10 protein-coding genes are annotated in these 13,971 nt (G+C 68.2%); 6 read left to right on the top strand and 4 right to left on the bottom strand.

Annotated features, from left to right (window positions below; genetic code table 11):
- Positions 1 to 44: 44 nt before the first annotated feature.
- The 3 genes from QN357_RS13160 to QN357_RS13150 all read right to left on the bottom strand — a co-directional run bounded on the left by QN357_RS13160 (position 45) and on the right by QN357_RS13150 (position 4,128).
- A complete protein-coding gene (locus QN357_RS13160; RefSeq protein WP_416347619.1) occupies positions 45 to 1,337 on the bottom strand; it encodes an extracellular solute-binding protein in 1,293 nt (430 codons plus the stop codon).
- Between the two features lie 334 nt (positions 1,338 to 1,671).
- A complete protein-coding gene (locus QN357_RS13155) occupies positions 1,672 to 2,955 on the bottom strand; it encodes a sensor domain-containing diguanylate cyclase (protein WP_323504990.1) in 1,284 nt (427 codons plus the stop codon).
- Positions 2,956 to 3,093: 138 nt separating this feature from the next.
- Positions 3,094 to 4,128: a LacI family DNA-binding transcriptional regulator gene (locus QN357_RS13150; protein ID WP_134446845.1), complete on the bottom strand. Its 1,035-nt coding sequence runs from the start codon at positions 4,126 to 4,128 to the stop codon at positions 3,094 to 3,096.
- Between the two features lie 158 nt (positions 4,129 to 4,286).
- On the opposite strand from QN357_RS13150, the gene QN357_RS13145 reads away from it, so the two are divergent.
- Complete coding sequence (locus tag QN357_RS13145; RefSeq protein WP_323504989.1) at positions 4,287 to 5,879, top strand: glycoside hydrolase family 43 protein; 1,593 nt, start codon at positions 4,287 to 4,289, stop codon at positions 5,877 to 5,879.
- Between the two features lie 93 nt (positions 5,880 to 5,972).
- Here the strand turns inward: QN357_RS13145 and QN357_RS13140 are convergent, their stop codons facing one another.
- A complete protein-coding gene (locus QN357_RS13140; RefSeq protein ID WP_134446841.1) occupies positions 5,973 to 7,001 on the bottom strand; it encodes a LacI family DNA-binding transcriptional regulator in 1,029 nt (342 codons plus the stop codon).
- A gap of 135 nt (positions 7,002 to 7,136) precedes the next feature.
- Here QN357_RS13140 and QN357_RS13135 point away from each other — a divergent pair, with 135 nt between their 5' ends.
- The 5 genes from QN357_RS13135 (at position 7,137) to xylA (ending at position 13,910) form a co-directional block, all read left to right on the top strand.
- A complete protein-coding gene (locus QN357_RS13135; protein WP_134446839.1) occupies positions 7,137 to 8,444 on the top strand; it encodes an ABC transporter substrate-binding protein in 1,308 nt (435 codons plus the stop codon).
- Positions 8,445 to 8,454: 10 nt separating this feature from the next.
- Complete coding sequence (locus QN357_RS13130; RefSeq protein ID WP_134558039.1) at positions 8,455 to 9,372, top strand: carbohydrate ABC transporter permease; 918 nt, start codon at positions 8,455 to 8,457, stop codon at positions 9,370 to 9,372.
- Entirely contained in the window at positions 9,372 to 10,190 is an 819-nt protein-coding gene (locus tag QN357_RS13125; protein ID WP_134446835.1) for a carbohydrate ABC transporter permease, read from the top strand. The genes QN357_RS13130 and QN357_RS13125 overlap by 1 nt, the downstream gene beginning before the upstream one ends.
- A gap of 2 nt (positions 10,191 to 10,192) precedes the next feature.
- On the top strand, positions 10,193 to 12,589 hold the full coding sequence (locus tag QN357_RS13120) for a beta-glucosidase (protein WP_323504988.1): 2,397 nt from the start codon (positions 10,193 to 10,195) through the stop codon (positions 12,587 to 12,589).
- 127 nt (positions 12,590 to 12,716) lie between these two features.
- Positions 12,717 to 13,910 (top strand): xylose isomerase, encoded by a 1,194-nt coding sequence (xylA, locus tag QN357_RS13115; protein WP_134446831.1) that lies wholly within the window; start codon positions 12,717 to 12,719, stop codon positions 13,908 to 13,910.
- Positions 13,911 to 13,971: the final 61 nt, after the last annotated feature.

Genomic DNA, 13,971 nt, shown 5'->3' with positions numbered 1-13,971 from the left:
CCCTCAAGGTGTTCGGCCCGATCTACGCCCTGACCCGCGGCGGACTACTTCTTGATGTCCTTGATGCCGTCGTTGTATTCGGTGCCGAGTTCGGTCAGGACGTCCTTGGACGACTTGGTGCCGTTCATGAGCTCCTGCAGGCCGGCGTTCAGCTGGTCGTAGAAGGTCGGGGTGGGCCAGTCGGGGTAGAAGCCGATGCCGTCGCGCGCGGTGAGCGTGTTGAAGTTGGCAATCAGTTCCTGGCTCTTCGGGTCCGTGATGTCCGAGGCGTTCGCGGCGACGGGGACGCCACCGTTGTTGCCGATCAGGGCCTGGATCTCCGGGCGCATCGTGATGTCGATGAATGCGGCGGCGAGGTCCTGGTTCTTGGCCTTCTCGGGGACGACCCACATGTTTCCGCTGGATCCGGGAGACATCGTGGCGCCGGGGTAGAGGAAGGTGCCGAAATCGAAGCCCTTGATCTCTGTCGTGAAGCGGTTGTACCACCAGCTGCCGGAGAAGAAGATCGGGCTCGTCCCAGCGATGAACGCGGTGCCGGCATCCTCTGCCTTGGTCCCGGTGGCGTCCTTGGAGATGTAGCCCTTGTCGGTCCAGTCCTTGATGGTGTTGGTCGCGTAGGTCAGTTCCTTGCCCTGCCAGTCGACGTCACCGGTGTAGAGCTGGTAGTCGTTGACGAAGCTGCGGTCTGCCTTGGTCAGCGCGAGCTGGTACCAGAGCTGGCCGAGCGGGTACTCGGCTGCCGACTCCGCCAGCGGGGTGATCCCGGCGTCCTTGAAGGTTTTCAGTGCGGCTTCGAACTCGGCCTGCGTGGTCGGGATCGCGACGTTGTACTTCGCGAACATGTCCTTGTTGTAATAGGCCTCGACGAATTCGCCGTAGTTCGGAACGCCGTACCAGGAGCCGGAGCCCATGATGCCGTTTTCGTCATACTTGGCGGTGGTCTGCAGGGAGGGGGCGAGCTTCGCGTCCCAGCCGTACTGGCTGACGTAGTCGTCGAGGTTGCTGAGCAGCCCCTGGCTTGCGAGCAGGCCGGCGGTGGCGTTGCCCTTGTTGTATTCGAGGATGTCGGGGGCCTGGTCGGAGTTGAGGACCTGGCTCGCGGTCGAACGGATCTGCTCGAAGCTCTTCGCTTCGAACTTCACCTTCGCGCCTGTCTCCTTCTCGAAGACCTTGATCGCCTCGTTCCAGGCGATTCCCATCGCGCTGGTATCGGACTCGAAGTCCCAGAGCGTCAGGGTCTTCCCCGTGCCGTCGACGGGTCCAGCCGAGCTGGCGCTCGTGGATCCGCCGGTTGAACCGCTTGCGCAGCCGGTCAAGAGTGCCGCTGCTGCCGTCATTGCGACGACAGCGAGGGCGCGCTTTCCTAATCTCACGTTCTACCTCCTTGTAGTGGCGACACCGATTCCTGTCGCCGATGACGACCCGAGCGCGAGCGAATCGAAACGCTTCGATAATTGCTGTGCTTATCGCCCGCCGAAACGCTTCGACAGTGGGTCGCTTTGAAGCATAGGGGCCTGCGGATGCGGGCACAAGTTGTTTGTTGATATTCGCAACATATCCGCGTCGCACGAGCATCCGGCCCGGCCGCGATCCCCCGGATCCTCCACCTGAGGTGTCGCATATCGAGGTTCACACGCGGGTTGAACATCGATATGCGACACCTCAGGGACGTCATCGACGACCGACGGCGGCGCGGCGCACCCGCGCACGGAGAGCGCGCCGCGGGGTACCCGGCTTCATCCGGTACATGTCGGCGTCCGCCCGCGCGAACAGATCCTCCGCGCTCGCGCCTTGGGCCCCGATGGCCACGCCGATGCTGGCCCGGACGGCGAGCGTGAGGTCTCCGATCGGGAACACGGGGCGCATCCGCTCGGTGATGCGCTCGACGAGGGCGGACGCCTCGGGAATCCCGCCGGTGATCAGGATGACGAATTCATCTCCGCCGAGGCGCGCGACGAGGTCGCTGGGCCGGACTACGGCACTCAGTCGCTCGGCGACCAGGCAGAGCACGGTGTCGCCGACGGCGTGACCATGCCGGTCGTTGATGGACTTGAAGTCGTCGAGGTCGCAGTAGACCAGCGCCACCTCACCGGACTCCCGGCCGACGGCCTCCTCGAGGGCCGAAATGAACTGCCGGCGATTGGCCAGGCCGGTCAGGTCGTCGTGGTTCGCGGCCCTGTCGAGCTGGCGCTCCGCGTGGACGAGTCCCGTGATGTCGCGCGACACACTCAGGTATTGCGTGACGCGGCCCTCGACGTTGCGCTTGAACGGGGTGAGTCCGCGCTCGACCCACAGGCTGCGCCCGTCTGCGGTCACCATCCGGTGCCGGCAGTGCACGACCTCGTGATCGAGGGCCAGCCGCACTCGCTCCTGGGCAGCGCGGTAGATGCCCCGGTCTTCGCTTGGAACGGCGCGGTCCCGTTCCGCGGGATCCGACAGGCCCTCGACGCTGTAGCCGTAGGTCTCGCTCAGGGACTTCGACGCCCAGAGAAGCTTCTCCTCGTCAAGGTCGAACACCGTGATCAGGTCGGGGGTGGTCTCGAGGACGGCGTTCTGGAATTCGAGCACTTCCCCGAGCCGTTGCTGCGCCGCCATCCGCTCGGAGACGTCGGCAACCTGCACGAAGAAGCCTCCGGCGATGTCGGGCTGGTAGTCGACCTGCAGGTGGCGCGTCACGCCACCGGCGTCGACGAGGGTCCGGTCGAAATGCTGCGGGATTCCGTCGAGTGCACCACGCACCATGGGAAAGTTGCTCGCGTAGAGCTCGGAGCCGAGCACCTCGCTGATATGCCGGCCGCGCATTGCCGCGGCGTCGCCGCCGAGCAGCATGCCGTACGCGGTGTTGGCGAGGTCGCAACGGAGGTCGTTGTTCCAGTGCCCGATCAGGGCGGGGATCCGGTCGATTGCGGTTCGCAGGAGGTCCCGTTCTGCCACGAGTGCCTCGTAGTCGTCCATCGTCACCTTTGCCCGAGGAATGCGACCACGGGAACCCGTCGAAGCTCCCCCACTTGGAGGGTACAGGTCCCGGAGCGTTCCGCACCGTTCCCGGAGAAGATCCGGTGGTGGGACCCGGCTTCCCGGGTCGGGAGCGGGTCAGGATCGCGGGGAGGCCCCTGGCCGATCCGGCGGCGGTGCGATCGAGCCGCGCTCGTAGAAACGCGGAGGGACGAGTTCGATACGGGGTTCGATCGGACCGCTCACCTGCTCGATCGCGAGCGTGACCGCGCGCCAGCAGGAGTCGGCGGCGACGAGCGGAATCGTGTCGAGCGGAGGCTCGAAGTGATCGGTCTCGAAGCTCGCGCAGGCCGCAAGCACGGAGAGATCCCGCGGCACCCGCAGGCCGCGTTCCCGCAGCACGTCCAGAACCGCGGTGTGTATGCTCTCCTCGGCATGGAGGACGAGCGCCGTCATGTCCGGGCGCTCCGCGAAGAGCGCATCGAGGGCGATCCGGACGCTCGGGCCGTCCCGTTCGGGCATCACGAACGCCGTCTCGACCCCGTGGGCCGCAGCGGCCGCGAAGAAACCGTCGCGGAACCGGGGCGGGAAATTCGAGCCGCGGGCATAGACGCCGGGAGAGTGCCCGATCAGGCCGATCGACCGGTGCCCGGCTGCCACCAGCTTCTCGACCGCGAGCGCCGCAGCGGCCTCGAAGTCGAGGTCGACGCAGACGAGACCGGCGGCATCCCGGGGAATCCCGATGAAGGTCGCCGGCACGCCGAGTTCACGGATGACCGCGACCCTGTCGTCATCGCCCGCGACGTCGAGCACGATGATGCCGTCGACGAGACTGCTCGACGCCACCCGGCGCAGCCCGCTCGTCGCCTCGTCCTGGGTGAGCAGCAGCACGTCGTAGTCGTGTTCACGGGCGGCCTGCGCGACCGCGAGCACAAAGGCCATGTGGGCCGGCGCATAAGTGTCCGCGTGAAAAGGCGCCGTGAGGGCGAAGATGTTGGTGCGGGTGCCCGCGAGCATCCTCGCCCCCGCGTTCGGACGATAGCCGAGACTCTCCACGGCATCGAGGACGCGCACGCGCGTGGATGCAGCGATCGACCGCTTGCCGGACAGCGCGTAGGACACCGTGCTGATCGAGACACCGGCAACCCGCGCAACATCGTGGATGCTCGCCATGACGCCGACCTCGCTTCCCGATAATAAATGTCTTGTCGCACAGTCTGACCCATGAACCAACGGACCAGAACCACCCCGTCCCGGATTTGTTGTGACAATCGACTTAAATGGGTCAGGGGTCACGGATGCCGGCGGTCCGGTCACTAGGGTGGTCAAGCATGACGGTCTTCGCGAATCCGGTCCTGCCCGGAATGTACCCCGATCCCTCGGTCTGCCGGGTCGGCGACACCTTCTACCTCGCCAATTCGTCGTTCGAATACTTCCCCGGTCTCCCACTTCACTCGAGCACCGACCTCGTCACCTGGACACCCCTCGGCCACGCGATCGACCGCACCGGGCAGGCCGGCCTGCTCGACCTCGCCGGGGTGCCGGACTCCGGCGGCCTCTACGCGCCGACCCTGCGCCATCACGACGGTCTGTTCTTCCTCGCCTGCACCGTCGTCGGCGGCGCGGCGGACGCGTCGTTCTTCCTCACCACGACCGACCCGGCCGGGCCCTGGTCCGATCCGGTGTTCCTCGAGGGCGCGCGCGGCATCGATCCGACGGTCTTCTTCCACGAGGGCAGGGCCTGGTGGGCTGGTTGCCGCCTCGTCGAACCCGGCGCATACCCAGGCCAGACCGAGATCTGGCTGCGCGAGCTCGACCCGGTCGCGGGGCGACTCTTCGGCCAGGAGCACATCCTCTGGAATGGCGCGGTTGCCGGGGCGGTGTGGGCGGAGGGCCCGCACCTCTTCGCGCACGACGGGTGGATCTACCTCCTCGCCGCCGAGGGCGGCACCGAACGGAACCACGCCGTCTCGGTCGCCCGCTCCCGGTCCGTCACGGGCCCATACGTCGGGAACCCCGGCAACCCGATCCTCAGCCACCGCCAGCTGGGAGCCACCGCGAGCGTGCAGAACGTCGGGCACGCCGACCTCGTCGAGGCAGGGGACGGCTCGTGGTGGGCCCTCGCCCTCGGCGTGCGCAGCCGCGCGGGCGGGCACGTGCTCGGACGGGAGACCTTCCTCGCGCCCGTCGCCTGGGAGTCCGGCTGGCCCGTGGTCAACCCGGGTGCCGGCCGGCTCGGCGAGCGCGGAAGCACACCGTTCACGAGCGCGGATGCGCCGACCCCGGCCGAACTGCATGACACCTTCCCGGTCGGGCCGCTCGCGTCGCACTGGCTCGGCGTGCGCGGGCCGGTGCCGGGAGCGCACACTTCGGCGGCAGGGTTGCACCTCGAGCCTCCTGCGCCGCCGCCGACCCCGGACCCGGCCGGGTCGACATCGACGCTACGACCCGCGACGACGACGCCGGCCGCGTTCCTGGGGTACCGGTTGCGGCATCCCGACGTGCGGGCGGGCATCCGCCTGGTGCTGCCGCACCCGGGGGTCACGACCGGGCTCGCCCTGCGGCAGAGCGGGGATTTCGGCCTGCGCATCGAGCTCGCGCACGCGCCGGCCGGCTGGGCCGCGACCGCGATCGCGCGCGCGGACGGGGCTGACACGGTCCTCGGCAGCGTGCCACTCGACCCCGTCGCACCGGGCTCCCTGCTCGGCCTCACCGCAGAGCTGTCTGCGGCGGGGGTCGCTTTCACGGTCACGGTCGCCGGCGAGACGCGGGTCGTCGCCGTGACGGATGCCACCCTCCTGACGACCGAGCGCGCCGGCGGCTTCGTGGGCACCCTCGTCGGGCCCTTCGTGGGCGGCGAGCCCGGCCACCCGGTCACGGTCACCGGCTTCGACTACGTGCCGACGGCATCCGCCACGCCCTGACCGAACCGATTCGACGGGGATTCTGCCCGGAAAGCCTTTCACACCCGCTCCCTCGCGGAATGGACCAGAAGAGTCCGTCGAATCGGTTGGGAGTCAGGCGAGAGGGGCCGTGCTGTGCCGCGTGACGAGGCTCGTCGCAAGATCCATCCGCTGCACGGTGCCGCCAGGGGAATGCCGCATGCTGACCGCGAGGTTCGCCGCTGCCTCCGCCATCTCGGTGAGCGGCTGCCGGATCGTCGTGAGCGGCGGCCCGACCCACCGGGCGAGGGGGAGGTCGTCGTAGCCGACGACCGAGAGGTCGGCAGGGATGAGCAGCCCCAGCGCCCTGGCCGCCTCGTACACGCCCATGGCCTGGAGGTCGCTCCCCGCGAAAATGGCGGTCGGCCGGTCCGGCCGGTCGAGCAGCTCGACCGCGCGCACCCTGGCCCCCTCCGGGTGGAAGTCACCGTCGAGCACAAGGGAGGAGTCGTAGGCGATTCCGGCCGCTTCGAGCGCGGCACGGTACCCGCCGATCCGCGCGACCGAACACAGCATGTCGACCGGACCCCCGATCATGCCGATCCGGGTGTGCCCGAGGTCGATGAGGTGCCGGGTCGCCGCGAGGCCGCCCGACCAGTTCGCCGAGCCGATCGAGGGTACGTCCGGGGTCGGCTCCCCCGCCGGGTCGACGACCACGAAGGGGATGCCGCGGGTCGCGAGCTTCTGCTTCTGCTCCCCCGAGAGGTCCGAGAAGACCAGGATCACGCCGACCGGATTGCGGGCGATCACGCCGTCGATCCACTCCACGGACGGCGCGTGCCTGTCTCCGCTCTCGGTGAGGACGATGCTGAGCCCGTTCGCCCGCGCGACGCGCTCCACCCCGCGGATAATCTCGATCGCCCAGACGCTCTCGAGCTCGTGGAAGACGAGCTCGAGCAACGGCGCGGAGGCTGCGGCGTCGCCGCGGCGGCTGTACCCGTTGCGGGAGAGCAGCTCTTCGACCCGGGTGCGCGTCGCCGGGGCGACGTCGCCGCGCCCGTTGAGCACCTTGGACACGGTGGAGAGCGACACGGCCGCGAGCGCGGCGATCGCCGACAGGGTCACGCGGTCCGGACTCTCCCGGCTTTCTTCGACGATCGACATGGCCTCATTCTTCCCCGAAGCCTCGGCTCCGTGCATCCGTTTGGTTTGTCGCTTGACGCAACAAACCCTGCGCCATAGACTCCAGTCATCCTAATCACTTTCGGCAACTTTGCCGAAACTTTCGAGAGGCGTTCAATGTCGAACACGAGCAGATGGCTCAAACGAGCCGTCGCCGCATCCGCAGTAATCGCGTTGGGAGTCACGCTCTCCGCGTGCTCCGGCACATCAGGCAGCACAGCCAACAGCAACCGTCCGGAAAATGTCATCCACGTCGCCGTCTACGGCGACGCGGGCAACACCGTCGAGCAGGCCATGGTCGACAAATTCAACGCCACCTCCAAGGTCCAGGTCATCCTCGACCGGATCCCCGGCGCCAACTACCAGCAGAAGCTCCAGACGATCATCAGCACCGACGCGGCGCCCGACGTCTTCTTCAACTGGGGCGGCGGCAGCATCCAGCCGTTCGTGAAGGCCAACCTCCTCCTCCCCCTCACCGACATGATCAAGTCGGACCCGGCCCTCGAGTCGAGCTTCCTGCCCTCGGTCTTCAACGCCGCCGCGATCGACGGCGTGCCGTACGGCATCCCGATGCGCGGCACCCAGCCGGTCATCCTGTTCAACAACAAGCAGGTCCTGACGGATGCGGGAATCACCGCCCCGAAGACGTGGGACGACCTGCTCGCCGACGTCAAGGTCCTCACGGCGAAGGGCATCACCCCGATCGCCCTCGGCGGCGCCGACCAGTGGCCGACCCTGATGTGGTTCGAGTACCTCTTCGACCGTGTGGCCGGCCCCGACCTCCTCACGAAGGCCATCGGCGGCGACACGACCGTCTGGGACTCCGCCGACGGCAAGGCAGCACTCACCAAGCTCAAGTCCCTCATCGACGCGGGCGCCTTCGGCACCAACTTCGACTCCGTGAGCTTCGTCGACGGCGGCTCGCCCGCTCTGCTCCGCACCGGCAAGGCCGCCTTCGAGCTCATGGGCTCGTGGGAGTACTCCACCCAGCAGACCGCGGACAAGGCGTGGACCGAAGCCAACCTCGGCTACACCGGCTTCCCGTCGATCGCCGATGGCAAGGGTGACGGCGCCGACCTCGTCGGCAACACGAACAACTACTACTCGGTCATCAAGGCCACCCGCTACCCGGACACCGCCCGCGACTTCCTGAAGCTGATGTACTCCGACGAGTTCGTCCAGGCCCAGCTCGGCATCGGCAACCTCCCCACGACGACCACGACCGAGAAGTTCCTCGACCAGGCCGCCGACCCGGCATACGCGACCTTCCAGTTCAACCTGGTCAAGGACGCACCCGCGTTCCAGCTCTCCTGGGACCAGGCATACCCCCAGTCGGCATCCGCCGACATGAAGACCGCGGTCTCGCAGTTCTTCACCGGCAAGCTCGACGTCGCCGGCTTCATCTCCGCGATGCAGGCACTCTAGGTAACTGACCATGAAGCGTCCAACCACCGGGCGCTCACGGCACTCGGGCGGCCCCAACGTGGGCCGCCCGGGCTTCGCCTGGGCCCTCCCCGCCACAATCTTCTTCGCCCTCTTCGCGATCGTCCCCCTCATCGGCGTCGCGGTGATGTCCTTCACGAGCTGGAGCGGCCTCGGCTCTCCCGAGTTCAACGGGCTCGACAACTGGAACAAGCTCCTCGGCGACAAGGTCATGATGCAGAGCCTCTGGCTGAGCGCCCTGCTCACCCTGCTCGGCGTCGTCATCCAGACCCCGCTCAGCATCCTGCTCGGCGTCTGGGCCGCGGGACAGCAGAAGAACCGCGCCGTCCTCTCCGCGATCTACTTCATCCCGCTGCTGCTCTCCTCCGCGGCCGTCTCGGTTCTCTGGCGGGCCCTGCTCGACCCGAACTTCGGCATCCCCGGCCAGCTGGCCGGGATCTTCGGCGGCGACGGCAACCTGCTCGGCAGCCAGGCCGGCGCGATCGCCGTGCTGACCTTCGTCGGCGCGTGGCAGTTCACCCCGCTGCACACCCTGCTCTACCAGGGCGCTGCCCGGTCGGTCCCGCCCGTGCTCTACCAGGCCGCCGAGATCGACGGCGCAGGCACGATGCGCAAGTTCTTCAGCATCACCCTGCCGCAGCTGCGCAACACCATCGTGACCTCCGGCATCCTGATGGTCGTCGGCGGCCTCACCACCTTCGACACCGTGCTCATCCTGACCAAGGGCGGGCCGGGCACCGACACAACCATCACGCCGTACTACATGTACCGGAAGGCGTTCCAGTCCTTCGACTTCGGCGTCGGCAGCGCGATCGCGCTCGTCCTCGTGGTCATCGCGACGGCCATCTCGCTCATCATGGTCAGGGCGACGGGCTACGACAAGATGAACAGCGCCCAGGAAGGCATCTGATGAAGCCCAGACCGAATTACTTCGCCGGGGCCGGCAGCATCATCTGGCTCCTGATCGTCCTCGTCCCGATCTACGTCATGGTCACGGCGACGATCCAGACGCAGCAGGGCTACGCATCCGCCGGCCCGTTGTCTCTGCCGAGCTCGTTCACCCTCGACAATTTCGGCGCCCTCGTCACGGGCGGGTTCCTCACCTACGTGTGGAACACCGTCATCGTCACGGTGAGCGTCGTCGCGATCGTCGTGCTCGTCGTCCCACCGCTCTCCTACGCGGTCGTCCGCAGCCGCAGCCGGGGCATCTCGCTGATCTTCCGCACCTTCCTGCTCGGCCTCGCGATCCCGGCCCAGGCCGTCATCGTGCCGATCTTCTACCTGATCTCGGTCGCCGGGCTCTACGACAGCCTGATCGGCATCATCCTGCCGACGGCGGCGTTCTGCCTGCCGATCTGCACCCTGATCCTGACCGGCAGCATGCGCGACATCACCCCGGAGCTCTACGAGGCCATGGCCATGGACGGTGCGACGCCGATGCGCAGCTTCTTCCAGCTCGTGCTTCCCCTCTCCAAGAGCGGCATCTCGACGATCATCGTCTTCTCCGCGCTGCAGGCCTGGAACGGCTTCCTTTTCCCCCTGATCCTGACCCAGTCGGCCTCGACCAAGGTGATCACCCTCGGACTGTTCGACTTCCAGTCGCAGTACGGTGTCAACATTCCGGGGCTGATGGCGGCCGTGCTGCTCTCGATGCTCCCGGTTCTCTTCGTGTACCTATTCGCCCGGCGCGCCCTTGTTCAGGGCCTCATGGGCGTCGGAGGCAAGTAATCATGACCGACACACTCTCCCCAGCCCCTTCCTCGGTGGATGCAGCGCCGCACGCCTGGCAGGACACCGCGCGCTCCCCCGCCGAGCGCGTCGACACCCTCCTCGCCGCGATGACCCTGCGCGAGAAGGTCGCCCAGCTCTACGGAGTCTGGGTCGGCGCCTCAAACGACGGCGGCGGCGTCGCCCCGTACCAGCACGACATGGAGGACGTCCTCGACCTCGACGCCCTCCTGCCGCACGGCCTCGGCCAGCTGACCCGGCCGTTCGGCTCCGGGCCCGTCGACGCCGCCGTCGGCGTCGTCTCCCTCGCGCGCAGCCAGCGTCGCATCGTCGCGGCCGGCCGCTTCGGCATCCCCGCCCTCGCCCACGAGGAGTGCCTCGCCGGCTTCACCGCGTGGGGCGCGACCGCATACCCGGTGCCGCTGGCCTGGGGCGCGACCTTCAACCCCGGCCTCGTGCAGGAGATGTCGGGCCGGATCGGCGCGAGCATGCGCTCCGTCGGGGTGCACCAGGGCCTCGCCCCCGTTCTCGACGTCGTACGCGACGCCCGCTGGGGCCGCGTCGAGGAGACCATCGGAGAGGACCCGATCCTCGTCGGCACCATCGCGACCGCCTATGTGCGCGGTCTCGAGTCCGCCGGCATCGTCGCGACCCTCAAACACTTCATCGGTTACTCCGCATCGAAGGCCGGCCGCAACCTCGCCCCCGTCTCGATCGGCCGCCGCGAATTCAACGACGTGCTCGTCCCGCCGTTCGAAATGGCGGTGCGCGAGAGCGGGGTCCGCTCCGTGATGCACGCGTACACCGACATCGACGGCGTGCCGACCGCCGCAGACCCGACCCTGCTCACCGGGCTCCTCCGCGACACCTGGGGCTTCACCGGAACGGTCGTCGCCGACTACTTCGGCATCGCCTTCCTGAAGACCCTGCACGCGATCGTCGAGACCTGGGGGGATGCCGCGGTGCAGGCCCTCCGCGCCGGCGTCGACGTTGAGCTGCCGACCGTCAAGACCTTCGCGGAACCGCTCCTCGCCGAGATCGAGGCCGGCCGGCTCCCGACCGGCTACATCGACCGCGCAGCCCGGCGCGTGCTGCTGCAGAAGCTCGACCTCGGCCTGCTCGACGCCGACTGGTCGCCGCTCCCGGCCGGCTGGACCGAGACCGACCTCGCCGACGTCGAGGCCGTGCGCGGGCGGGTCGATCTTGATCCCGCCGCGAGCCGGAGCGTCGCGCGCCGGATCGCCGAACAATCGGTTGTGCTGCTGACGAACGACGGCCTGCTGCCGCTCGCGCCGGCATCCACCGGCTCACCGCTGCGGATCGCGGTCGTCGGCCCCAATGCCGACGACGCGCTCAACCTGCTCGGCTGCTATTCGTTCCCCGGCCACGTCGGCACCCTGCACCCCGAGGTGCCGATCGGAATCGAAATCCGCACCGTGCTCGAAGCAGTTCGCACTGAGTACCCCCTGGCGACCGTGACATACTCGCCCGGCGTCACCGTCGATGGGACCGACGAGACCGGCATCGCGCCAGCCGCACGTGCCGCAGCCGACGCCGACCTCGTGATCATCGTGCTCGGCGACCGGCCCGGACTGTTCGGGCGCGGGACCAGCGGGGAGGGCTGCGACGCCGAGTCGCTCGAACTGCCCGGTCGGCAGTGGCGGCTACTCGACGCGGTCCTCACGAGCGGAACCCCCGTCGTGACCGTGCTCGTCGCCGGACGCCCTTACTTCCTGCACGATGCACCCGAACGGTCAGCGGCCGTGTTGCAGTCGTTCTTCCCCGGCGAGGAGGGCGCCGGGGCACTCGCGGGCGTGATCAGCGGCCGGGTCAACCCGTCCGGCCGGCTGCCCGTGAGCGTACCGAACCACGCGGGCGGCCAGCCAGGCGGGTACCTCGCCGCGCCGCTCGGGAGCCGGAACGAGGTCTCCAACCTCGACCCGACCGCACGCTTCCCCTTCGGCCACGGTCTCGGCTACAGCCGATTCGAGTGGACCGATGCCGCGATCGGCGCGGCCTCGATGACCACGGATGCCGCAACGACGGTCACGCTCACGGTCACGAACGCGGGTGCCCTCGCAGGGGCCGACGTGGTGCAGCTCTACCTGCACGACCCGGTCGCCTCGGTCGTGCGCCCGGTGAACCGGCTGATCGGCTACGCGCGGGTCGAGCTGGATGCGGGTGCGAGCGCACGCGTCGAGTTCACGGTGCACGCCGACCTGTCCGCGTTCACGGGCAGGGACGGCGACCGCATCGTCGAACCCGGTGCTCTCGAGCTGCGGCTCGGGCACTCGAGCACGCTCGTCGCCGCACCCCTCAACCTGCGGCTCACCGGGCCCGTGCGCACCGTCGACCACACCCGCACCCTCGTGGCCGCGGCGACCGTCGCCCCGCGCTGAAGCCCCGCCCGACCGGCCCGTTCCGGTCGCACCGATTGCCGGATGACGGTAGCGCGGCATCCGCTTTTCCCCTAATATGTTTACAGATACAACAAATCATCAACGTCGCTGACAGACAAGGAACCTCATGGCCATCACGCCCACCCCCGCAGACAAATTCTCCTTTGGCCTCTGGACCATCGGCTACAACGGCGCTGACCCCTTCGGTGGGCCGACTCGTCCGCCGCTCGACGTCGTCGACGCCGTGGAGAACCTGGCGAAAATCGGGGCGTACGGCCTGACCTTCCACGACAACGACCTGTTCCCGTTCGGCTGCACGGAAGAGAAGCGCCAGTCGCAGATCGACCGCGTCAAGCAGGCGTGTGCAGACACCGGCCTGATCATTCCGATGATCACGACGAACCTGTTCAGCGAGCCCGTCTTCAAGGACGGCGGCTTCACCTCGAACGACCGCAGCGTCCGCCGCTTCGCCCTCCGCAAGGTGCTGCGCAACCTCGACCTCGCGGCCGAACTCGGCGCGAAGACCTTCGTGATGTGGGGCGGGCGCGAAGGCGCGGAGTACGACTCGGCCAAGGACATCCGCTCGGCCCTCTCCCGCTACCGCGAAGCCGTCAACCTGCTCGGCGACTACGTCACCGACAAGGGCTACGACATCCGCTTCGCGATCGAGCCCAAGCCGAACGAACCCCGCGGCGACATCCTGCTGCCGACGATCGGTCACGCGATGGCGTTCATCACGACCCTCGAGCGCCCCGAATTGGTCGGCGTGAACCCCGAGGTCGGCCACGAGCAGATGGCCGGGCTCAACTTCGCCGCCGGCATCGCCCAGGCGCTGTACCAGGGCAAGCTCTTCCACATCGACCTCAACGGCCAGCGCGGCATCAAGTACGACCAGGACCTCGTCTTCGGCCACGGCGACCTGCACAACGCCTTCGCTCTCGTCGACCTGCTCGAAAACGGCGGCCCGAACGGTGGCCAGACCTACGAGGGCCCTCGCCACTTCGACTACAAGCCGAGCCGCACCGAGGACATCACGGGCGTCTGGGACTCCGCCAGGGCCAACATCCAGACGTACCTGCTGCTCAAGGAACGCGCCGCGTCCTTCCGCGCCGACCCCGAGGTGCAGCAGATGCTCGCCGCGGCCAAGGTGCCCGACCTCGCGCTGCCGACCCTCGGCGAAGGCGAGACCTACGACGACCTGCTCGCCGACCGCGCCTCCTACGAAGACTTCGACACCGACGCGTACTTCGGCGGCAAGGGCTTCGGCTTCGTTCGCCTGCAGCAGCTGGCCCTCGAGCACCTGCTCGGCGCCCGCAACTAGCACAGCATCACCTGCGCGCCCCGGCCGGCGTGTCACGCTCATCTGGGGGGCGGGACAAACC

The sequence above is a fragment of the Cryobacterium sp. RTC2.1 genome, from assembly GCF_035018685.1.
In the GTDB taxonomy this organism is placed as follows: Bacteria; Actinomycetota; Actinomycetes; order Actinomycetales; family Microbacteriaceae; genus Cryobacterium; species Cryobacterium glucosi.
Note: the sequence above shows the minus strand (reverse complement) of the source record. Positions and strands in the feature narration are given on the sequence as shown.